14 protein-coding genes are annotated in these 24,974 nt (G+C 40.9%); 3 read left to right on the top strand and 11 right to left on the bottom strand.

Translation table 11 applies throughout. From position 1 onward, the window contains the following. Positions 1-13 precede the first annotated feature (13 nt). From HPC41_RS19090 to HPC41_RS19075, 4 genes are all read right to left on the bottom strand, one after another. Positions 14-1,369 carry a hypothetical protein gene (locus tag HPC41_RS19090; protein WP_172395606.1) on the bottom strand — a complete coding sequence of 452 codons (1,356 nt, stop codon included), beginning with the start codon at positions 1,367-1,369 and terminating at the stop codon, positions 14-16. Positions 1,370-1,579: 210 nt separating this feature from the next. Beyond that, the gene (locus HPC41_RS19085) at positions 1,580-4,918 is read right to left on the bottom strand and encodes a TonB-dependent receptor (RefSeq protein WP_246250888.1); all 3,339 of its coding nucleotides are present in this window, start codon (positions 4,916-4,918) and stop codon (positions 1,580-1,582) included. A gap of 160 nt (positions 4,919-5,078) precedes the next feature. Then, positions 5,079-6,041: a FecR family protein gene (locus HPC41_RS25440; RefSeq protein ID WP_172395604.1), complete on the bottom strand. Its 963-nt coding sequence runs from the start codon at positions 6,039-6,041 to the stop codon at positions 5,079-5,081. Between the two features lie 129 nt (positions 6,042-6,170). Beyond that, a complete protein-coding gene (locus tag HPC41_RS19075) occupies positions 6,171-6,785 on the bottom strand; it encodes an RNA polymerase sigma factor (protein WP_172395603.1) in 615 nt (204 codons plus the stop codon). Between the two features lie 262 nt (positions 6,786-7,047). Between HPC41_RS19075 and HPC41_RS19070 the strand changes: the two genes are divergently transcribed. Both HPC41_RS19070 and HPC41_RS19065 read left to right on the top strand, forming a co-directional pair. After that, a complete protein-coding gene (locus HPC41_RS19070; protein ID WP_172395602.1) occupies positions 7,048-8,916 on the top strand; it encodes a DEAD/DEAH box helicase in 1,869 nt (622 codons plus the stop codon). Positions 8,917-9,130: 214 nt separating this feature from the next. Then, positions 9,131-10,894: an AMP-dependent synthetase/ligase gene (locus HPC41_RS19065; RefSeq protein WP_172395601.1), complete on the top strand. Its 1,764-nt coding sequence runs from the start codon at positions 9,131-9,133 to the stop codon at positions 10,892-10,894. 171 nt (positions 10,895-11,065) lie between these two features. Here the strand turns inward: HPC41_RS19065 and rlmB are convergent, their stop codons facing one another. Next, positions 11,066-11,860: a 23S rRNA (guanosine(2251)-2'-O)-methyltransferase RlmB gene (gene rlmB / locus HPC41_RS19060; protein WP_376786623.1), complete on the bottom strand. Its 795-nt coding sequence runs from the start codon at positions 11,858-11,860 to the stop codon at positions 11,066-11,068. Positions 11,861-11,933: 73 nt separating this feature from the next. After that, positions 11,934-13,790, bottom strand: coding sequence for a DNA polymerase III subunit gamma/tau (locus HPC41_RS19055; RefSeq protein WP_172395600.1), 1,857 nt, complete (start codon positions 13,788-13,790; stop codon positions 11,934-11,936). A gap of 311 nt (positions 13,791-14,101) precedes the next feature. Between HPC41_RS19055 and HPC41_RS19050 the strand changes: the two genes are divergently transcribed. Next, positions 14,102-14,797 (top strand): hypothetical protein, encoded by a 696-nt coding sequence (locus HPC41_RS19050; protein WP_172395599.1) that lies wholly within the window; start codon positions 14,102-14,104, stop codon positions 14,795-14,797. 350 nt (positions 14,798-15,147) lie between these two features. Here the strand turns inward: HPC41_RS19050 and HPC41_RS19045 are convergent, their stop codons facing one another. The 5 genes from HPC41_RS19045 to HPC41_RS19025 form a co-directional block, all read right to left on the bottom strand. Then, complete coding sequence (locus tag HPC41_RS19045) at positions 15,148-16,422, bottom strand: BACON domain-containing protein (protein ID WP_246250887.1); 1,275 nt, start codon at positions 16,420-16,422, stop codon at positions 15,148-15,150. A 13-nt stretch (positions 16,423-16,435) separates the two neighbouring features. Next, complete coding sequence (locus tag HPC41_RS19040) at positions 16,436-17,329, bottom strand: BT_3044 domain-containing protein (protein WP_172395597.1); 894 nt, start codon at positions 17,327-17,329, stop codon at positions 16,436-16,438. 77 nt (positions 17,330-17,406) lie between these two features. Then, positions 17,407-19,467 carry a RagB/SusD family nutrient uptake outer membrane protein gene (locus HPC41_RS19035; RefSeq protein ID WP_172395596.1) on the bottom strand — a complete coding sequence of 687 codons (2,061 nt, stop codon included), beginning with the start codon at positions 19,465-19,467 and terminating at the stop codon, positions 17,407-17,409. Between the two features lie 23 nt (positions 19,468-19,490). Further along, on the bottom strand, positions 19,491-22,625 hold the full coding sequence (locus tag HPC41_RS19030; protein ID WP_246250885.1) for a SusC/RagA family TonB-linked outer membrane protein: 3,135 nt from the start codon (positions 22,623-22,625) through the stop codon (positions 19,491-19,493). Between the two features lie 17 nt (positions 22,626-22,642). Next, on the bottom strand, positions 22,643-23,965 hold the full coding sequence (locus tag HPC41_RS19025) for an IPT/TIG domain-containing protein (RefSeq protein WP_172395595.1): 1,323 nt from the start codon (positions 23,963-23,965) through the stop codon (positions 22,643-22,645). Positions 23,966-24,974 lie beyond the last annotated feature (1,009 nt).

The raw sequence follows: 24,974 nt of genomic DNA, 5'->3' as shown, positions 1-24,974 counted from the left end.
TAAATAATCAATATTAATAAGTTTTTGGAGCAAATTGAGTCCAGTTTGCAGTCCAAGGAGCAGTTGTTGGATGAAATGCACCACTATACGTTGTCGTTCCATTGCCATAGGCTGGTGATGTAGAAAGTGGTCTTAGAAATGCAGGATTAAACAAAGTCGCTGTCGGATAAAAAATATTAACACCGCCTGCTAGTTTCAAATAAGCAGCAGCATCTGTTGAAACATTTGTTTGATTTCCAGCTGGTGTTGCACCACTGAAAGCTGCTGTATACGCATGTATAACATTACCCGTAAATGTACCTGTTGCGCCATCTTGGAATGCAGCACCTGTCGCATAACCTGCGATAATCGAATTTTGAATATCATACTGTGAAGCTCTTCTCCAACGGTTACCAAATTTCAGCTTAGTCGTAGCTACACTAGCATCTTTAATACCCAAGAATGTGAAATTTTTCAATACGGGACGAGTCTTAGGTGTTGCTGCATATGGTGCTGTACCTTCGTTATCCGACTCCAAACCGTTTGAATCCGAGCTACCGCTTGATGTGCTATTTGTTGAATTAGGATCCTTTAATGATAAGGCATATTGAATTGTTCCGGTGTATCCATGATCGAAATCAAAGTCATCATCGTCATTCGATAATGCTACTAAGTATTTTGCATTTACAGTACCACCAAAGAACTCAAATCCATCGTCTTTACCCCAAGATACCTGGATATTTTCTAGCGTAGTACCAGTACCAACACCACCTAAAGTTAATCCGTTAATCTCATTATCAGCAGTTAAGTTGTAACCGGCAAACTCAATACGTACGTATTTTAAAGACCCTGAATTATCTGCAGCATTTGTCCCTCCATAAGTAACATCTACACCCACAGGTTGAGGAATTCCTTCTATTCTTTTTGTTGCAGCCTGGTTTGTTGTTGCGCTGCCCAATAATACAACACCTCCGAAATCACCAGGATTACGAGAGTTAGCAGCATTTGGAGAAGTAAATACGATCGGCGCAGCGGCAGTACCGTTAGCAATTAATTTCGCTGTTTTAGGCACAACTAAAACACCTTTGATATTGTGTGTGAATCCTGTGATTTCATCAACATATGCTTTAGTCACACCAGAAGTAATGTAAGTACCTGCTGCAATAGTTAATGTCGCACCCGGTCTTACGAAAGCAACACCATCAATTTTCCATACGGTGTCCGCAGAAAGTGTTGTTTTAGTAATGATACCTGCAGCGTCTGTTGGAATCGTTGCCTGAGGTTTGTTTGGCAAACCAGCATTCAAATCTGAATTAGGTCCTACGTTGTCTTTGTTACAAGAAGCCAGTGCGATTGCGCACACGCTTGCTACTGTTAAGATTTTTTTCATTTTGTGTTAAATAATTACTAGTTTTGCCATCACAAGATCATTTTTAGACTATGCACCCTATGGGATAGCATTTCATAAGGTTGCATAGTTGTTTTCAATCACCCGTTTTTTGTTTCTATTTTATCTTCCTGTTGTGCTATTGGACAAACCCGGAACTCATTGACATTATTAAGGAGTGATATGAAACTGCCTCGCGCAGGTATTTTTTATTTAAAAATTATAGCTAACTGAAAGATTAAACCTTCGACCATCTCTTCTGCGATAGGTGATAATATCTCCCTCTTCTTTATTATATTTTATAGATTTGCCTTTTTTCAACACATAAAATTTTGTATCATCTTGATCATAATCTTGAATATTCATATAATACCGCGTCCATTCATCCAATAGGTTGGCCATATTTAATTTTACTTCCATCTTACCCTTTAGAAAACGTGTATAAAGCTGTGCGTCCAATTGTTTTGGAGCCAACTCATATTCGACATTATTCATATTAACATTAGCTAAATTTGTGCGGTACCCGCGATGATTATAACTTGCTGTTACCCCAAAAAATTCACCCCAATATCCTACACCAAGATTCAATAACCAGGGTGACTGGCCCATCAGTGGTCTATCTTGATTGGGATAGCGCTGTTGGACGCGCTCAGCAACTTGAGTTTCAGGATTATTGATCCATTCCCAAGGACTTAATACGTTGACTTTCGATTTGAGCAGTGTTCCATTAGCGTAGACAAATAAGTTTTTAAACCACTCCTTTTCCGACAGAAATGTTAAATTTTTCCTGACTTCCATTTCGAGTCCAAGATTTTTCGCATTTTCCATATTGGCGAAAGTATAACTGTTCCCCCCACTATGAACAAGTTCTATGGGTTTATCCAAGTATTTATAGTATCCTGTTATAGAAATGATTTCACCTGATGAGGGGTACCATTCAAATCGAAGATCTACATTATCTATTAACGTGGACTTAACTTGCTCTCCATAAACGTAACCGTCTAACTCATAATCATACATGGCAAACATGCCAACTTCTCTAAAATCCGGTCTAATTACAGTCCTCGCGTAACTACTCCGAATATTGAAATCAGGTGTTACGTTGTAGGTAGCATTAATCGAAGGTAAGAAACGCCAATTATTTTCTTTTACGCCAAAACGGTGCCGTTGCACGTCATTGGGATCCGGCTCATCCTGATAAGTTCTTTTATATAATTCCTCTTGTCGGGAGTTTAAATTAAAATGCTCCGCACGGACACCATATACCAACCGCAATTTATGCCATAACTTTTGGTCTGCCATCAAATACACCGCTTGTGACGCCATTTTACCATCATAAAATCGTCCTCCGCCTATGGCATCTGCATAATAATAAGCCTGGCCGTTTCCATTGCCTATATTATTAGTATCGAATAATTCATCGTAAGGGATTTCGATTTGGGGAGGTAATTGATTCGTGGTACCCTCCGCCCAAGATCTTGTCCAAGGAACAAAATTGAATAAATCCAGCGCTCTCTTTTTCGACCAAGCCTGATAACCTAATTTCACCAAGGTTGGCATGGCGGTATTCATTCCGAATTTTCGCGAAAATGCCGTACTCCAATTATAATCCGTCTCATCTATATTTGTCCATCTCCGCGAGTCTTTGAAAACCCCAGCCACAGATGAGCTTCTGTGGGTCATTAGGCCAGGGGTTTGAAAATAAGGAATATTATCTATCGTCGTAGTTACCCTATAGGAAAGTTTTCGTTCATCTAAAATTTGTTGTTTGATTTTGTTAATAGTGAACATTCCTTCAGCTTTTATTTCCCACGGCAATTGATACTCTCCAACCAACTGGTGTTGCTGCAAAGACATTGCTTCAGGCAATTGATAAATCAATTTGCTTACTTCCGGATTAGAATCATTATAGGGTTTTTGAATAGACTCATTATAAATATCACTGTATGTACGCGCATACATATTCTTTAAGGAAACTTTAAAAGCTTGTCCTTGCCAGCCCATATTGGCCATTAATCCTCCACTGCTATTGAAGCGATAGGATGTCCCCGCTCCATTGTCACCGAGACCTACACTATCAATATAATTATTAATACTTACGGAATTACGCACATTATTAAATGCAATGATGTTTTGCTCGTTTCTAAAATTTGCGGATGCCACAAACCCCAATCGCTGTCCATTATTTAATTCATAAACCCGTCCTAGCGAAAAGCGCATATTCTGATTAGGGTATGCTTTATACTTATATTGCCGCAATGCATCGTTATTAAAACGCTTGGATTGTGCGATAGCATCCAAATCATTGTACTTCACGCCCTCTCCGTATTCTGTAGGATTTAGAGGTGTATTATTTAACTCTGGATCTGTCAAAATATAACCGGGAGGCGCATCTAATTGCATTGCCCGATTGTTCCACTGCCAAGTCTTTATTCCATCGGGCATTTTTGACGATTTGTCAAAAAAACCGAAATATTCACTCGTATGCCGCTCCCCAAGACGATAAAAGTCTTTGCCTGTTGTACGGGAATTTCCTCCTATTCCGTATTGTATTGTCGTAAAATCCTTCTCCGGAATATCCAATGTATTCACCGAAACCTGTCCCCCCGAGAATTCAGCGGATACATCTGGTGTTGCCGTTTTATTGACCACCACCGAGCTCACCATCTCTGTCGGAATAATATCAAAAGAAAAATCCCGTCTATTCTGCGAAGTACTTGGAATCACGACCCCATCCAACATGGCCTGATTGTAGCGATCTGACATACCCCGTACGATGACGTTTCTATTATTGACCGTCGTCACTCCCGTCACTCGTTTCAAAACCTGCCCCATATCATTGTCCGGTGTGCGAGCAATCTGTTCGGCGGATATTCCGTCTGTCACCGACGCTGCATTCTTTTGTGCCGCATACAATCCCGCTACAGAAGCCTTTTTAAACGATACACTGACAACAGCCGTCTCCAACGCATTTACCTGCGCCTTCATGGCAATATTTAAGCCTGTCCGTTGTCCAGCCTGTATTTTGACCCCCTCGATACGTTGAGTCTGATAAGAGAGATAGCTGATTTCCAGTATGTAGGTTCCCGGCTCAGCATTCAAAAGATAGCTACCATCGATACCGCTCTGGGTTGATTTATTGGCACCGATCAGTTTGATGCTGGCATTAGCCAACGGCTGACCGCGATCATCAATCACTTTACCTGAGATACGCCCATCCTGCTGTACCGGCTTTTCGACCAATGTAATATAGACCCCGTTGTCATGCGCCATCAAGTTCGTTTCCTTGAGCAGATAATACATGATATCCCTGACACTGTTGCTTTTGAAAATTTTGGCATTGACCTTTTTCTTTGCCAGATTATATTTCGTTGCATCGAAAGCGATATGTATATTTTGGGTTTCCAAATGCTCGAAAGCAGCCGGAATATTGGATTCATTAAAAGAAACTGTAATCTTTTTATTGAGTAACTGGCCGTATGCGCCCGAAGCAAAAAGCATTTCGGCCGACACGATCGAAAGAAGTAAACCTACCAACGATGTCCTTATCATAAACTTAATATCGTTTTGCGTAACGTATTGCTTAAAATTCATAAATTTGTATGCGTATATAATATCTCTATAAGTTGTTGTATATGTTATTTATACCATCTCCAAATGGTGTATGATTCAGAGTTGACGATGGCCGTCGTCAGCTCTTTTTTATCCCGCATTAGTAAATATGCACTATCCCGCCCTCCTTTCTGGATTTGTTGTGATGAATCGCTTTGATACTTTCCAAGGTTGCCGTCCAGGACAGCTGCTTTGATATGGGCATGCTATAACGTTGTTGGGCAATCCGTTGGTCGTCCGTTTTAAGATCCACATCATAAATATTTTTGACCGCCAGCGCCAATTCTGCAAAACTGCTTTGCTTAAGGTAAACTCTTCCTTCAATCCAGCTATTACGTGTCGTCAGATCAAAAGTCTCCTGATTACTATGGTGATTATTTTTTGTATAACGGATCTGTTCACCGCGGGTCAGCACACCCAGCGGATCATTATTGGCAGTGACCTGCACTTTACCTGTAAATACTGATACCGATATATCATCCAATTCCGCATAGTTTTTCACAGTAAACGAGGTTCCCAAGACCTTTGTCTGTACTTGTTGGGCATGCACAATGAAAGCCTTTGCAGAATCTTTCTTAACCTCAAAAAACGCCTCTCCAGCAAGAAGCTCTACAACGCGGTCCCTTCTGTCATAAGAAACCGTATCCAATTTAATTTTGGAATAGGCATTCATTACAATGATTGATCCGTCGGCCAAAAGTACCCGTTTACGCTGTGAGGCTCCGGTTTCAAAAATCCGGTAACCCGGTTTTAAATGCGTTTCTTTTGTGATTAAATTAAGCTCGTGCTGTTGATTCCAAAATAAAATCCCGAGACAGAATATCAGACCTGCGGCGACTGCTCCGGCCCAGTAGCTTAATTTCTGAACTGCTGTTTTTTTAGGAGCTGTACTTCCAATACGTCCTTGTATCCTATTCCACAACCGAACCTCATTAATCTCCTCTACAGGAAGTTTTTCCTGATCGAGCGTATCGTACCAGCGATCAATCAGGGACTGCTCAGCCTTGTTGGCTTTGTTCTGCTGATATCTATAGATTAAGGATTCAAAAATTCTTCTTTTCACTTTTTTGCCTGCTGTTTATATACAAGTCTTCAAAAAAGTCAGAAAGTACTTCAAGAAATGGTTAATGTTTTATAAAAGAATTGTTAAGTTGATTTTTTATTCCTGCGATCGCCTTTAAACGCGCAATCCTTACTTGGAGAGTTCTTCCAGAACAAAAATAAGCAGGAGGGTAAAACTGCCATTTTGAACATTTTGATAGCCGATAATCGCTTTTTTCAGTCTTTTGGATGCTTCGGTAAGGTTATTTTTTACAGTCTGTTCGGAGAGTCCCATCCGCAGTGCTATCTCACGAATTGATAGATGCTCCCACTTCAACAAGAGTACCTGCCGCATATTATGCGGCATAATTTTCAATTCATCTTCCAACATCTTTTCAAGCATGAGGTAAGTTTCAAGTTCTTCCGGATGATACTGAACATAATCAAAAATATGTTTGCTCCAATGATCCAAGAGTTTATCCTTTGCCTTATTGGAATTGAAAAAATCTATAATTTTATATTTGAGCATTCCTTTGAGATAGGCAGGAAGATTCATCTGAATATCGATCGTATGACGTTTTTCCCAAAACTGAACAAACAGTTCCTGGAGCATATCTTCTACATCCTGCACATCAAGAATACGCCGGGCAGCATGTTGGTAAAGATCTTTCCAACAATGCTGATATAATGCAGCGTAAGCAGTTGTATCATTACGCTCTTTAATAGCCCGTAACCACTGTTCATATATAATTGGTGTCTGATCCATACTAATATCAAAAATAAGGTTGGGATATTAAGTTTCTATTAATAAATGAATAAAGAAAGCACAAAGAAGAAAAATAGTTTACAATCAAAATAATACTTTTCAGCTTACCATTAACTATGCAGCGCAACTAAAGTTTTTATCCCCTTAATTTGAAGTTCTTCAATCTCATTAAAAATCAATCATTTAAATTCTTTGATTATTCAAATATTATTCTTACCTTTGCAACGCCTTAGGCAATAGTGCCTATTGTATATAATATTTCATGAACCCATTTTTAGAACTGGGAATCCGTGAGGAAGTTGTTAATGCCATCTCAGAATTAGGTTTCGAAAAACCTTCTGAAATTCAGGAAAAAGCCATTCCTGTTTTATTGACTGGTAACGACGATTTTGTCGGATTAGCCCAAACTGGCACAGGAAAGACCGCGGCATTTGGTCTTCCATTATTAGAGCAATTAGACTTTTCTCAAAAACACCCACAGGCATTAATCCTTTGCCCTACCCGGGAATTATGTTTACAAATCTCAAAAGATTTAGAAAAATTTGCTAAATACGTTGACAACGTACATGTTGTTGCTGTATATGGAGGTGCAAATATCTCAGACCAGCTACGTCAAATTAGACGTGGAGTGCAAATTGTAGTAGCGACCCCAGGTCGTATGTTGGATATCATTGGCAGAAATGCAATTGATTTTTCAAATGTTAAGTATGTTGTATTAGATGAAGCGGATGAGATGCTCAATATGGGCTTCAAAGAAGACATCAACAACATTTTGTCAGAAACTCCTGACGAGAAAAAAACTTGGTTATTTTCGGCGACAATGCCTTCCGAGGTACGTCGTATTGCGAAGAATTATATGACCGATCCCGTTGAGCTTACTGTAGGTACAAAAAACACAGGTAACGCCAACATTGAACACCATTATTATTTGATCAAAGCAAAAGATAAATATGCGGCGTTCAAACGTATTGTGGATTCAAACCCTGATATCTTTGGTATCGTATTTTGTCGTACAAAAATTGAAACACAGGATATCGCTGAAGCGTTGATCAAAGATGGTTACAATGCAGACTCGCTGCACGGTGACTTGTCCCAACAACAACGTGATAAAGTAATGAAACGTTACCGTGACCGTAGTTTACAATTATTGATCGCAACAGACGTAGCAGCTCGTGGTATTGATGTAAGTGATGTAACGCACGTAATCAACTTCTCTTTACCTGATGAAACAGAAAACTATACGCACCGTTCTGGTCGTACTGCCCGTGCAGGTAAAACTGGTATCTCTCTTTCATTGGTAAACGTAAAAGAGCTCAGCAAAATCCGTCATCTTGAAAAGATCATCGGTAAAGCTTTTGAGAAAAAACAAGTTCCTCAAGGTGCTGAAGTTTGCGAAAAACAATTGTTCTCTATCGTTAAGAAGATTGAAAACGTAGAAGTAAATGATGAACAAATCAGTCCATTCTTGCCTGCAATTATGGAAAACTTGGAATCTCTTTCAAAAGAAGATATTATCAAAAGATTTGCTTCTCTTGAATTTAACCGTTTCTTGGATTATTACAAAAATGCACCTGATTTAAATATCGAAGCCCGCGAAGGTTCTCGTGAAGATCGTGGTGACAGACGTGATGGTCGTTCTCGCGAAGGTTCGAAAGGTTATACGCGTTTGTTTATGAACCTAGGTTCAGTAGATGAATTCTCTCGTGGAGACATGTTAGGCTTTATCTGTAACAATGCGAATATCTCTGGAAAATCTATCGGTAAAATTGACTTAAAAGGTGTGTTTACATTCTTTGAAGTTCAAGATGCTGAAGTAGAGAAAGTATTCCAAGGATTCCAAGGTGTAGATTATAACGGTCGTCAAGTACGTATCGAAGTATCTGGAGATGCAAAAAGCGAAGGCCGTGGTGGTGACCGGGGAAGAAGTCGTGGTGGTGACCGTGGCGGAAGACGCGAAGGCGGATACCGTGGTGGTGATCGCGGCGGAAGACGTGAAGGCGGATATGGTGGTGGTGACCGTGGCGGAAGACGTGAAGGCGGATTCAGCAGCGAGAAACGCGACCGTGGCAGCAATGGCGGAGGTTTCCGTGATTTCTCAGGTAAACGTAAAGAATCTAAAAGCAAATACTAGATTTAGTATTTAGATAAAACCCATAAGGACTCTGATTTGGAAAGCCCCGGCTTTGCAGATCAGAGTCTTTTTCGTTTATAATTCCCCGACGGATCCACAACCAGTTATACTCCTCCCCTTCTCGCCAGCTTAATGCGCGATATTCCATTTCCCACCTGCTTAATCTCCTCAAAAATCCGTAAATTAGCTCAATTATACGAAGGGGATTTCCATCATGCTAACAGCAACACGATTATTTGATTTAGCCTATTTGCAACAAGAAACTGCGCCCGGCTTTCCTATGTTTTCCTACAAAAACGGAACAAATTGGGTAGCGGTAAGTAATACAGACTTTATCGAACAAGTCAATCAGGTATCCAAAGGTCTGATTGCATTCGGTGTTCAAGCAGGAGAAAAAGTTGCTTTAATCAGTGAAAACCGTATCGAATGGAATATTCTTGATTTTGCTATCCAGCAAATCGGCGCGGTCGTCGTAGCAATTTACCCCAATATTTCTGAATCGGATTACAGGTATATATTCAACCATGCTGAGATCAAAAATTGTATCGTAAGCTCCAGAAAATTATACTCTAAAATCACTTCGATCAAAGACTCATGCCCGCTTCTGGAGCATATTTTCACCTTAGATAAAGAAGCGGATTTACCAGATTGGCAGCGTTTTGTAGCCGCTGGTGCTTCCATCACTGATGAGCAGGTTCAGGTACTTCGAAATGCCGTCAATACCGATAGCCTGGCTTCAATCATTTATACATCGGGTACAACCGGAAATCCAAAAGGAGTAATGCTGGCCCACCGGAATCTATTGGCCGATACCATGAGCAGTGCGTATTCCTTCCCTGTTGAACGTGGCGACCGGGCACTTTCCTTTCTCCCGGTTTGCCACGCCTATGAACGTGTATTCCAATACGTCTATATGTATAAGGGATTGACAATCTTTTTCGCTCAGTCAATGGATTCCATTGGAGAAGATTTCAAATCAGTCCGGCCCCATATTTTCTCTGCTGTACCGCGTGTGCTTGAAAAAGTGTATGAAAAAATTAAGGCCAAGGGTGATCAACTGACCGGATTAAAACGTAACATCTTCTTTTGGTCCCTTCGTATCGGCGAACAATATACATTAGAGAACCGTTCCTGGTGGTATGACATTAAATTAAGTATTGCACGAAAATTAGTCTTTTCGAAATGGCGCGAGGCATTAGGCGGAGATATCAAGGGTATCGCATCGGGCAGTGCTGCCTTACAGGAAAGATTAATTCGACTATACATGGCTGCCCGAATACCGATATATGAAGGCTATGGTTTAACTGAAGCAGGGCCCTGTATTGCTGTAAACTGTTTTAAAAGAGGAATGAAAATCGGGACTGTCGGTCTGCCACTGATCAATATCGAAATCAAACTTGCCGATGATGGAGAGATCCTCACTAAAGGTGAAAACAATATGATTGGCTATTATAAAAATGAAGAAGCAACTGCTGAGGTCCTGAAAGACGGTTGGTTGTATACAGGAGATATCGGTCAATGGGTGGACGGTAAATTTCTCAAAATCATCGACCGTAAAAAAGAAATGTTTAAGACTTCCGGCGGAAAATACATTGTTCCGCAACAGCTAGAGTCCAAGATCGCAGAATCTTCTCTTATTGAGCAGGTGATGGTGATAGGCGAGTCGCGAAAATTCCCTGCGGCTCTGATTGTGCCAAACTATACCAATCTTTTGGAATGGAGCAAGAGCTCCTTCCCTTTGTTGGCAGATCTTCCGAAAATAGAATTTCTGAACAGTACTGAAGTTAAACAGCAGATTGAATCTGAGCTTGATCGTATCAATCGAAATTTTGGGAGCTGGGAGCAGATCAAAAAATTCGCGATTATTCCAAATGAAATGACAATAGAGACGGGAGAGCTAACCCCAACCTTAAAGATGAAGCGGAAAATCATCCTGCAAAAGTATACAAAAGAGGTTGAAGAGATTTACAACAATTAATACATCAAAGACAAATCTATTTCTTGGGTTCAAGTGATAAGGTATGCAGGATATCAGCAACTGCACCTAGGTATTTGTCGGCACATTAAATTAAGAATCAAAAAGATAGACCTTTAAATAAAATAGCCTTTGTCAGAGACAAAGGCTACACTATATAACATTTTTTTGTACTTACGACTTCTTAGGCAGACGTTGACGAATTGCTTCATAAATAACAACCGCAGCCGATACAGACACGTTAAGAGAGCCTATTTCGCCATACATTGGTATCTTGGCAAGATTATCCGCAATACGAATTAAATCATTTGATACACCAACGTCTTCTGCGCCCATGATGACACAAGTAGGTGCAGTATAATCCACGTCATAGATACTCGAAGTTGTTTTTTCCGTACTAACAACCAACTGTACGCCTGAATCTATTAAAAATTTGCCCACTTTTGAAAGGCTATCATGACGGCAGACCGGAATTTTATACAATGCACCCGCGGAAGTCTTAATTGCATCTGGATTTATCTCTGCGGATCCTTTTTTCGGCACAATGATCGCATGCACACCAGAACATTCTGCGGTACGTGCAATCGCTCCCATATTGCGGACATCAGTAACACCGTCTAGCATCAGAAGTAAAGGGGTCTCCCCCTTCTCATAGATCTGAGGCAGGAGATCTTCAATATTTTGATAGGTAATTGGCGATATAACAGCAATGACACCTTGGTGATTTTTCCGGGTGATACGGTTCAGTTTCTCAATAGGCACTTGCTGAAAAGCAATATCATGTTCTTTCAGTAAGGATTTCAGTTCCAGAATCAAGCTACCGCTTAATCCACGTTGTACAAATAGCGATTCAATCTCTTTACCACTATCGATTGCTTCGATGACGGCACGGATACCGAATACCATCTGATTTACTTCACGTCTTTCGCCGTGATCACGATCACGTCTCTGAAAATTTCCTTGCATCATAAATACTAAATATTACCTTCCAAATAGAAGAGATTGCAAAGGTACAAAAATTAACAGGAATTGGAACGATTGATTAGCTTAAGCCCAAGTTAAACTCCTTACGCAAAGTATCCAAAAGTGGATTTTTGGTCACCATAGCTTGGTATTTCTCTTGCGAAGTATACGGTTTACGGGAAACTGTAAATTCCATCATGACCCCTTGGAGATCGAGTGCAAAATTTTGCAGCTTGACGCGAAGATAGTTCAGCACATCCACTTTCGCACTTTGCAGCACATCCATCTGTACACCATTCTCGACATCAATCTCTATTAATGTACCTTTTAGCCGAGGTTGGGTCGTGGTCATCATGGTATACAGGTTGATCTTATTTTCTGCCTTTAGCTGTTCGGCATAGGCATTCCAGATCGCTATAAACTGATTAAAGCTTACCTCACGCTGTTCGGTACCTCTTATTAATTCAGGTTCATCCCCCTCTTTGGCAACAGAATTATTGTCATAAATAGTATTCAGATCGGGCAACGATGGAATAATCGCTGAGGCCGAGGATCCCCATCCACCTTTTTTAACTTTTGGAGGCACATTCGAAACCACCTCAATTTTTACTTCGGGATTAACGGCTGCTGCCGGAGGCTTGGACGTTACTGGCTGTGTTGTGGATACCGGAACTGAGGCCGATACAGTTGATGCGGACGCTATATTTTGTGGAGTATTTCCAGAAGGCACTGCCGCAGAAGGAGTTTCCTTAGGTTGCGAAGCTACTGGCTCAGGAAGTTTTTTTTTTACTCCTTCAGCAGCTGAAGGAATCTGTACAGAACCAAGCTGACTTAATTTAATGGCATTTGCAATGTGGCACATTTTCAACAAGGCAAGCTCCACCTGCAAACGCTGGTTCTTACTTGTTTTGTAATTTATTTCACACTGGTTTGAAATATTCAAAGCCGAAAGAAGGAATCCCGAAGAAGCTTTCTGGGCTTGCTGTAAATATTTTTGACGTATGCTATCGCTAACTTCCAGTAATTTTAACGTAGCAGGTTCCCTGGCTACAAGTAGATTGCGAAAATGAGCTGACAAACCGGCAATAAAATGACTTCCGTCAAAACCGTGGTTCAAAATCTCATTAAATGTCAAAAGCGTTTGCGCAGCATCTTCAGCCAAGATCGCGTCTGTTAGCTTAAAATAATAATCGTAATCCAGAATATTCAGGTTATCGATTACAGCCTGGTAGGTGACGTTTTTATTCGAGAAGCTGACGATCTGATCAAACATGGACAAGGCATCACGAAGACCACCGTCTGCCTTTTGGGCAATGATATGCAAACCATCTTGGTCATAAGCTATCGCCTCGCGATCGGCTATCTTTCCGAGGTGACCTGCCATGTCCTCGACTTTAATCCGGTTGAAGTCAAAAATCTGACAGCGTGAAAGAATCGTGGGTAAAATCTTATGTTTTTCCGTTGTAGCCAGGATAAAAATCGCATAAGAAGGCGGCTCTTCCAATGTTTTCAAAAAGGCATTAAAAGCAGCCTGCGAGAGCATATGCACCTCATCAATGATATAGATCTTATACTTTCCGGCCTGCGGTGGAATACGGACCTGATCGATCAGATTGCGGATATCGTCTACAGAGTTGTTGGATGCAGCGTCAAGTTCGTGTATACTGAAAGAATTACCGTTTTGAAAGGATTTGCAGCTATCGCATTGACCACAAGGCTCCGTTCCGGTTAAGATCTGTTCACAATTTATTGTTTTGGCCAAAATACGTGCACAAGTAGTTTTACCAACACCCCGTGGCCCACAAAATAAAAATGCCTGCGCCAACTGATTGTTGTGAATTGCATTTTTTAGGGTACCCGTAATGTGTTGCTGACCTACAACCGAATCAAAGGTAATCGGGCGGTATTTACGTGCAGAAACAATAAAATTATCCATTGCACGAAGATACGGATTTTAAAAAAGAAAATGGAGATTCTAAAACCTAAAAATTAAAAGTCAGCAATTATTAATCCAGCCATACGAATTGAAGGATTATTATCTCATTGAAGCAGAACCTCATTATAAAAATGCCTCTTTCTTAAAAGCTCACAAATGCATATTGCCCTTTAAAGTGAACTGGCTCATCATCTTTTCATCGACATAAAATTTAATAGGAAAATATACAAAAAGAGAATAACTCTATCCATTACGCCTTTTACTGTAGCAAAAATTTCGTAACAGACGTTATAGGGTTAAAAGCCAAAATTATGAAGCAAAAAACAACCTTATTTTACCTCAGTCTATTTAGTATTTTTTTATTTTCAGGATGTAAGAAAGAAGACAACTATGAAGAGCTCACTCGTCTAGCAGATGATAAAATTCAGCAAGCCGTTAAACTAACTGAAAATCTTTCTTGTAATGATCTGAAGGAATGCCGTATTGACACACTTTATTATACCTACGTACCCGTACATCCGAGCTTCGAGCAAACCTATAATAAATTAATTGCCGAGGCCGCAGATCTTAAAGAAAGAGCACAGAAAGTCTATACAGGACCGATTGTGTACAACACGAGTGTAGCCCCCAATTATCTTCCACCCCATTTTGGGATACGTTGCATTGCTGGCAAACTGAAAGTTGCCAGCGCAAGGGATCTGGAATTATCTGAAATCAATCAACGATTGGCGGATTTGCTCCCCAAATTGCAGACATTTTTTGATGACATTCCCTGCAACGACCCAAGTAAATGGCACATTGCTACCTTCCGTAAAGACTGCGAATTTATCTCCATACTGTATACGGACAAAGATAACTTTGCTGAGTTTGGAAATATGGCAGAACAATATAATCATTTGGACAATGCTAAAAGAATACTGGACAAAAGCTTAAATTGTAGCGAGACAAATGAAAAACCAGCTAAAGGTGTGGTTTGCGAAAATGGCAAGCCTAAAGTAACGTATTAGCTTATCCTAACAGATTATAAGGGCCAGTTCTTGGAATTGGCCTTCTGAGTATTTTTTATACGGAATTTTTGTTCAAGGATGTATTGGCAATTTTTTGGTATCAACGCTCGCTGCTAATAACTCTTGCGACAAGTTAAGTGTCTATTGATTGCTCGTTTTTTGGTATTTAGCTTGCAATAGCAAAAACAAAAGGCCAATCGTGACAAGAAAATGCAAGGCATGCGGGATCTGATCAAATAACAGCATGCAAAAGCCGTTTAAATTTATGATAGCGGCTAAACACTATTTGGAGGCGGGCACAAACTAGCCCATGTAACTTTTCACAAAAAGGTATACATGGGCTAGTTCTATTATTTAGTTATTGTAACAATAATATCGTCGACAAAAATGCGGTTAACAGTAGCCGGCCAATTACCAGCACGCTGATCAAAAGCACCGCCAAATAACCAAATTTGAGTCTCCGCAGTAGCTCCCGTAACAACAAAAGAATAGGTCGCTTCTGGAGCTTGCCACGCTGCTCTGCACGATTCTATATTCGAGTTAGGAGTAGCCACGTTCATCACATTAAATTGACTTACACTAACCGCCCCCGGCCCTTTGACACCAACATTGAGCAAATAATGATCGCTCGTGGCATATCGCACAGCTTTGAAGGTAACCAGTAAATTTTTCGTACGCTGTACATTGACCAGTTTCGGTGAAATTAGATCGCCCCCATAATTTGTACGCCCTAGTTTAATAAAACCTGGCCGCGCATAGATCGAAGCGTAATTACCCCCGCCTTCCGTGGTATTGATCGTACTGGTCCAGCCTTTGGCCAACTCTTCGGTGCTCCACGAGGCAATCCTTGTTTCACCTGAAGTGGTATTAAAAACCTCGCTTCCATAGGTTAGCCAGTTAAAGTCTTCCCTGAGAACGACGTCCCCTTCCACCTGCAATTTCACACCTTTCTGATATACTGTAAGTGGAGATGCCTGTTGCACATCATTTAAAAATAACAAAAGATTTGCGGTACGCTCAATGTCGGTATTTTTATCTACCGTAATTGTTATCGGGGTATCTCCCTCACCTTCCATAGGGGAAAACTTAACCCAGTCAGACTCGTCCTCCACCGCAACTTTCCACTTCCCCGTAGACCGAAGAATATATTGTCCATTAATCCCCTCTTCAAAAACTTCAAGACGACTGGATAATCCATCTATTTTTAGATAAGGATCTTTCATCTGTCCTTGATCTGTAGATCCTGCCTGATCTACCTTCAGCACACTATTTTGCAACTTTCCATTTAAAGTGAAAAACAGTGTCAGTTCACGCGCATCCGGATCGGTATTTTTGTTGACGGTAACCGTAAATGTTCCATTTCCGTTTCCCTCCATCGGATCGATCTTGATCCAGTTCTCCTTTCGAAGGGGTTCTACTTTCCATTTACCGCTCGCCTGAACAGTGTAAGTTTCGGCTGTGCCATTAGCTGCAGCCTCCAATTTTGATGGGTTATCTTTTAATGCAAAAGCACCGTCTACCGCAAGATCGTCTTTGCAGGATGTCAGTATCATTATTAAACTAAGACAAAAGACAGTTATTGATTTTGGAAGTGCATCCAATTTGTAATAATTAATTATATTCATGGATTCCATAATTTTATTTAACCTGCATTTCAACACGTTCCTTCATAATCGTCGTCACATTGTCGATCGTATACTGATAGGACAATAGAAATACGTTCGTACGCATACCGAAAGCTTCTTCCACCTTAAATTTATTCGGATACATTGGATCATTATCCAACTGTACGACCTGAATATCTTTGTACGGTTTTATTGTTACATTATTAAAATCATCCATCTCCAGTGTAAGACAATTTTTTGCAATATTGGGTACTTTGGATACAAAGGTTTCATTTCCGGCGACCATCCGCACGCTATTGCTGGTTAATGGAAATAGCTGTTTATTCGCCGCTGTAGACAAACTATTGGCAAACCCCACCATTGAATACATGGTATTTTTGGCCTGTGATGCATACTCATTCTCTATGATGACCTGATACAACATGGTGCTTTTCTTAGGATTGATTTCAACACCGGATGAACTTGTTGCTTTCAGCCCAATAAAATAGGTAGAATCCGGAGATAAACCGTCCGGTCGCAATTTGACCATGGTACGGCCTGTAAGTTCGCCTGCTTTGATCACAATCTTTTTATCCATGATTTCATACTTCTCTTTGGGAAGTAATTTGGCATATAGATCTTCAGAATTATCATACACGGCAAAATTATATTTCACCAACGTCTCTGGATCCTCTTCCAGTTCAATAACAAGATCTTTATCAGGCGCATGTGTACCTCCTGAAGATGCCGCTACATAGCCAATCACCTCTTCTCCGGTCAAGCGAACCACTTCTTTAAATGTATTATGATAATCAGAACTTATTAATGCCACTTCATTTTTATACATCTCTTTTTCGAAAACTTCATTGTCCTTACAGGCAACTAAAGCGATCGACGTTGTTAGTATTGCGATAAAACTTCGTTTCATAATTTAATATTTTAACGTCTTCCATACACGTTTGGGTTATGGAAGACCTGTATATTTTCTTTTTCTATTGCTTAATCCTAATTATACCCAGGATTCTGATCCAATGATGGCAATCTGCGCATCTCAGCACGTGGTATAGGCACCCAAATCAATTTTTTATCTACCTGACGTGTCAAGAATGACGATGTACCTGGTGAAACTCGCTTGTAGAAGGATTCCCGATCCGCACCATCGGGGTTCATACCACGAATAGGTTCACGTTCAGTCTCTTCGTACTTGCCCCAACGACGTACATCGTAAAAACGTCTGTTTTCCCATAGGAACTCCACCATGCGCTCACGCTCAACTTGTTTTTGAACCTCCGCCTTATTGGTCATCTGCGCAGATGACAATCCCGGTAAACCTGCACGGTACCGAACAGCATTAAAAGAACTTTTTATCTCATTTTCATCGCGGCTCACGGTATAGCTCTTATCACCGACCTGTACCGTATGGCTACCAGTCAGATTGTTTAAAGCCTCGGCATAAGAAAGCAATATTTCTGCATAACGGATGATAGGATATGCTTTAGGCATCATTCGAGCTCCCGTACCAGTTATTGCATCAAATGGATGGATCCATTTCTTAATAACATACCCAGTAAGTGGATAGTTGGGTGATGAAGCCGAAACACCCCCACGGCCATCAGGATCCTGGTAAAAATATTGAGCGGTATGATTATTCAAGCTTGTACTGGACAAGGCCTGCCATACAGCACCATTAAAGCCTACAGATGCATAAAAACGCATTTCACGATTGGCGTACATCTTGAAGATTCCAGCATTAAGGGGATAACCTGAAAAATTACGTGATTGGGCCGTAAACAAATCGCCAAAGGTACCACCGGTGGGAAGGTCAGCCACCGCTTCAAAATACGTATCGCCACGCGCCTCTTCTTTGGTACGTCCGTCATCCATCAAATAGGCATCTACAACTTTTTGAGTGACCGAAAAACGCCCCCATCCCCCCAAAGTTGGCGGAAATGCCCCCTGATTCAAATCCGTTCTAAAATATTCTGTATTCCGTCCCCAGATGTATTCGGGATTAATGGAAGCCACAGCTTCACCGGTAAAGACATCAGAGTATGATCTAAATGCATCAATACCACCCGCTCCATTTGGATAGCTTCCGTAGAAATTTGGATCAGAAGTTACCCCGGCTGGAAGTGTAGGCGTTCGTTCGTCTGCAGGAACTGTATATAATTTATACCGTCCCATATCCATAACACGTTTAGCGGCGGCAGCAGCTACCGCCCACCGTTTTTCATCGTATTGCTGTGATACATAATGTACCCCATCGGTTTTGCGGGTCCAACTCCCAAAATAGGAATTAGCAACAGCACCGCCATTGAATAATGGACTGGCGTGAATCAGGCGCAAACGGGCAATCAGTGCAAATGCAGCACCTTTTGTCGGTTTACCAAAATCCAATAGACCAACATCAGCAGGAAGTTGTACAGCAGCCTTTTCAAATTCACCACAGATATATTCCATGGCTTCATCATAGGTTGCCCGAGGACGGTCATAATATGCAATATCCTCATTGGTATTCACAACTTCATCCCCCAACAAAATTGGAGGGCCAAAATCTATAATAAGGTTATAGTAAGCATAAGCCCGGATAAAACGCGTATATCCTTCAATACGGTTGCGATCTGCATAGCTCATATCCCTAGGAACGTCGATATTTTTCAGCACATTATTAGCCTTACGAATGATTTTATAGTATTTCCCCCATTGGTTAAGCGTAACGCTACCGCCACCGTAAAAATCAGGTGTAATATTTCCGGTGACAAAATCCATTCCATAGTAAACATTCGTAGTCCCTGTCCCCGTAAGACCATTTATAGCTTCGTCCGTTGCCATTGGTCCAGGTGTATAATTTGATCTGACCGTACTGGATTCGTCAGGAAACAACGCTGCTGCTCCCCACATATAAGCTTCTATATACCGCGTATTGGTGTAAGCCGAATCTATATTAAACTCATCGTCAAAGTAGTTATCAATATTGAGATAATCTTTACAGGATACTACCATAAACAACAGCTGTATTGCTAAGATGGATTTGGCTATCCTTTTTATAATTACTGACGTTTTCATATCTTTAAGTTATTTCTGTGCTATTAAAAATTAATATAAGCCTGTAACGAATAAGTCGTAGGAATAGGGTATTTACGTCCACCCCAAGCCGCTTGTTCCGGATCAAAAATCTTAACATTATCCCAGATATATAGGTTATTGCCAACAAACTGGAGATCCATGGATTTCACCCCAAGTCGCTTTAAAAAATTCAGGCTCAAATTATAATTCAAGGTAACTTCCTGTAAACGCAAATAACGGGCATCATCCATCCAAAACGAGGACAACTGGCTGTTGTTACTATTGTTACCATATTGCAAACGAGGGAATTTAGCATTGGGATTTTCAGCCAACGAGAGGTCAATCCCATGCTCTAGGGCATACTCCCGCGGAATCCAACGATTGGCAGGGTCATTAGCCATACTGATCACGTTTCCATTGGTACCACCAAAAAATGGCATATACCCCATACCTGTATCCTCGGTAACATCTTTATATTTCATTGGCTGGCCTACGTAAAAGAAAGAAGTCTTACCTGTACCTTTGAATAGCACCCCAAGCGAAAGGTTTTTGTAACGAAACTCTCCGCCGAATCCATACATAGTCAACGGATAGTTGCTATGGGTCAATGGAACCTTATCGAGGGTATTAATGATACCGTCACCATTGACATCTTTATATTTAATATCACCGGGCAACACCGTTCCAAAGCTCTGTGTTGGGCTGTATTTGATATCGTCCTCATCTTTAAATAAGCCTAACGATTGATAACCACGAATGGAATTGTATGGATACCCATTATACTCCAAATAAGCATATTCTAAGTAAGCCTGTTCCCAGTTTTGTACCACATTCTTGGAGTAGGTAAAATTACCCCGCAAAGTAAGCGTCATATCATTATTGAGCTGGGTTGTATAGCTAATGTTACCATCAGCACCAGAGCTCTTCATACGTCCCACGTTGGCATACGGATTGGAGATTACCCCCACATAATCCGGCACCTGAACACGTGGTTGAAAAATTCCATTACGTTGATCCTGGAAAAAGTCAATAACAAAATCAATTTTGTTGTTAAAAAGTTTCCCCTCTATCCCCAGATTAGACTTGATCGAACGTTCCCATTCCAAATTATCCGCACCGATACGGGTTTCCGAAATTGTTTCAATCCCACCAACTCCCCAAACATTACCATTGTAGATATCTGCTTTGGTCAGATAGGGAAAACGGATATCATTCACAATTCGATCGTTACCTACAGTACCGTAGGACGCTCTAATTTTAAAATAATTTAGCCAAGGGGCAGCCTCTTTCATAAATTTGTAACTTGTAGGCACCCATCCCACTGCCACTGATGGGAAAAAGCCGTATTGGCGACCAGGCTGAAAGTTTTCCGAACCAGTATAACCAAAATTGGCATCCAATAGGTAAGTATCCTTATAGCCATAAGTAAACCGACTGGAAACCCCTTGATAACGAACGGGTATCGCCGTCAAATTATTCGTTGCATCATCGGTATCTTTGGCATCACTTATATAATAATAGACCAAAGCAGAGGTACGATGGTCCTCCCCAAATTTTCTATCATAATTTAGTGTAGACTCAAAATGATATTTTCGGTATTGGCTTACAAACTTCGAGTAGGAAGCCGGCTTCTCCTGAACCTTTTGCACCATGATCAGCGAGCCGTCCAAATCGCGGCCTGTGGCCTCGTACAATGCAGGCTGCATCCATCTGCGTTCAGAAAAATAACTATGGATATCATAAGCCCCTTGACCACGGATTTTCAATCCTTCAAGCACACTGCTCAAGTCCTGTTCCAATGCCAGTGTTACCTTCCCTTTATAGTTTTGATTATTGTAGTTACCCGTACGGTTGATCATGACATAAGGTGATGAACGATCACCAGCCCCCACCCCGGGCAATAAACCATTGGAATATTGGAGCGGAATAGAAATCGGCGTAAGTGTCGATTGTGTTTTCCAGATATCATCCGTATTACCATAACCAGGCTCTTTTTTAACAGATAGAAAGCCATCAGAACCCAAAAATACTTTAGTCGTTTTTGTCAGGTTAATATCGAGGTTGATACGGTAATTGTATGTATTATAACCAACATTAGAACTGTAAATACTATTTTTATCAACCTTGTAGGCCGCTGTTTCACTGTTACCGCCCAAGCTCAGGAAGTATCGCGCTACTTCAGAACCACCGCGTCCCGAAGCATAGTAGCTCTGACGCCAGAAATTTCGGTTTAAAATTTCATCTTGCCAGCTGACATCGGGATACATGTCCGGATCTAAGCCCTGTTGTATAATACCCAATTCGGTATCATTAAACAGCGGTTCGCTCCCACGCACAGCGGATGCTTCATTAGCCAGTAAGGCATAATCATAAGCACGTAAATATTTTGGTAACCGGTTAAGCCTTGATAAGGTAGAATTTGCACGCCCTGTAATTTGGATACGGTCTACGGTACCCCGTTTGGTGGTTACCAATACGACGCCATTAGCGCCCCGCACACCATATACTGCTGTTGCTGAAGCATCTTTTAAAATAGAGAAGCTCTCCACATCAGCAGGATCGATTGTATTCAAATCACCTTCAAGCCCATCAATAAGCACTAAGGCTTTCGCATTGGCACCGAACGTACCAATACCACGCACCCAAAAATCCGCGATATTCGCACCTGGCTCTCCCGAGGTCTGCATGGATATTATACCGGCGGCACGTCCGCCTAACATATTCGCAATGGAAGGTGCCGGACTCTGTAGCTGTTTCACATCCACAGTCGTGATAGCACCAACAGAACTAATTTTTCGCTGCTTGGCGCCCAATCCAACGACTACGACCTCATCGATATTGGTACTCTTGTCCAGCATCTTTATTTCGAGATTAGCGGTCGACTCTACTATCAAATGCTCAACGAGATCATAGCCCACACTGGTAAATACCAACCAGTCTCCATACACAGCTTTAATAGTAAACGCTCCCTTTTCATCTGTAGAAGTTGCTCCTGTCGGCTTGTCCTTGATGTAGATTGACACTTTAGATATAGGTTGTCCCTTGCTGTCAACGACGGTTCCGGCAATTGTTAACTGTTCTTCTGTTTGTTGTGCAAATGTAGGCGGCAGCCAAAAACACAGGGGCAGTATGCACAAAAAATAAATAATCTTCATCATATCATAAGTAGGTTAAATTATTCAATAACTAGTTTACGGATACGTGCGTTATTCCAATCAGCGATATAGATATCTCCCTGATCATTTACCGCAACTCCCCAAGGCTGGTTGAATTGGGATTCAACAGGTCCTCCATCCTTATACCCCGCCTTGGTAGGTTGTCCCGCAACTGTCGATACAATACCGTCAGCTGATAGCATGCGTATGCAGTGATTGCCATAATCAGCAATAAACATATTTCCGGTCTTATCAAATTTGATATCCTTTGGGTAATTGAAAACAGCATCTTTAACAGGTCCATCACGAAATCCCGAACCACCCGGGGCATTGACCCGTTTAAAACCACCTGTTCCATCTGGATCACGCAGATCTAAAACAGATATGCCTTGGGCGAAGGTATTCGGGCTTGCGTTGGAGTGCAACGTAATATAAAGTTCCCAAGGTTTTGCGGGATTAATAGCCTGTCCATATTGTGATCCATAAGGTCCTTTATGCACAATAGTCGCAGCATAAGTAACCGGATCTATCTTGGCGATATTGCCATCACGGAAACGAGTGTATAGATACCCATCATACGGGCAGAAGGTCACGAAGTTGGCATAGCGGTCTGCTTGCACAATTTTCGCATAATCCGCTGCTGAAAACTGTGCATTCCGCTGGCGAAGTGTCCATGCTTCCCTTGGATCGAAAGAAAAAAATACCTCAGCAACCGACTCATGTGAAACCGTCATTATACCAGTCTCCCGATCTACGGTTACACCATTGGCATATGGATTAGGTGAAGAAGCCACTGAATACAATGGCGTTACAATATTTTCCTTTTCATTGATACGTGCAATACCAAATGAGCCGCCATCACGCCAGGTCATAAATAGATTGCCTTGTGCATCCATATCCAGATATTTCCCATAGACATGTGCCTGATCAAGTGTACCTGCTAAAAAATTCTTATCCCCCGTACCCGTAACAGTACTGACCTGTGCTTGGATATGATAGGTAAATGATTTATCATAAACCACCGAATCTTTACCGATTACAACTGAAATTTTGGGATCATCACCAGGAAGGCGTGGTACAATGGCATAAATACGTTCGCCGCTGGAGGAGACTACAGCAGCCTGTGCATTGTTAAAATACACTTTAATCTTATTTGGATCGGACCCAAAATTTTTGCCATCTAATAAGATTTTATCTTTTGCCCCGCCTTCTGCGGGGTAGAAAGAGGAAAGCACAATCGGGGTATTGGGATCATGCTCACTCTGTTTTGTCGCAACATCTTCCTTACAGGAAGAAGAAAACAGCAACATTAACAAAGAAAATGTTAATTGACTACATTTCATAATAACTTCGGTTAAGTAAATCTACAACTGGTTCTAAAAGTTAGATCGAATATAATTTAGAAAAACAAACAAAACAAATATTTACAAAACCAAAATTGAAATATAATAAAGCTATTTAACTAAAATATGAAAGCATTAGAAATACACAACATAAGCTATCATAGGCAATAAGACCTTCGATTAGAACGATGCAAAACTAACAACATGCCCGCGCAAACCATCATTCAGCTAGTTATTAAATTATTAACATTGTTTTAATTTAATACTAAGAGTGTATTCTGGACAGAAAGAAAATTAATGAACGAAATAAAACAAAAATGTTACAAAAAAGAATAAAATGAAACCTTTGTATTGTAACATCTTGTTAGCAACAATTTTGCACAGGAAAACAGATTTTAAAACAAACAAAGAAAATTGTGCTGTATTTGGGATACAAGCAACCAGTTATTTTCCTTTAGTAATTACCTGCCTTAATACTGTATTTCACCTACTATTTTCCTACTGTTGACCTACATTTGGTTTACTGGGATAGGAGAATAGTAGGCCAACAGTAGGTCAGAGAGCGAATAAAGTCAGGTAAAATAGCAAAGAAAGCAGGAAGTTAGTGCGATTAGCATTATCTAAAATTGTTCATCCTATTTTCGGAACTCATTCGGAACTGCCTCGCCCCTTATTCGGCGATCACCTTACTTTTCTCCACTCACCCCCTACTCCTTCCCTACTGATTATGTAGGTAAAAGTGGAGAATGAGTAGAGAATCTATATGGGCATTCCGAAGATGGTACGGACAAGAGGCGAAGAAATACTGTACAAATAGCGAAGCAAACACCAAAAAATAGTACTTAAAAGCCCAATTTATTGGTATCGCCCTTCCCTAACTTTGGTTTGATAACATTCCAAAAATCAGGAAAATGAAAAAGCATATAGAGTCATACAGCCATTGTCCAGTTCGAGCATGCTCGATTTTTGTCCTTATTTCTCCAAAAGTGTCCGAATTTCTCACACGACA

The sequence above is a fragment of the Sphingobacterium prati genome, from assembly GCF_013167215.1.
Taxonomy (GTDB): Bacteria; Bacteroidota; Bacteroidia; order Sphingobacteriales; family Sphingobacteriaceae; genus Sphingobacterium; species Sphingobacterium prati.
This window is presented reverse-complemented; position numbering and strand designations above follow the sequence as displayed.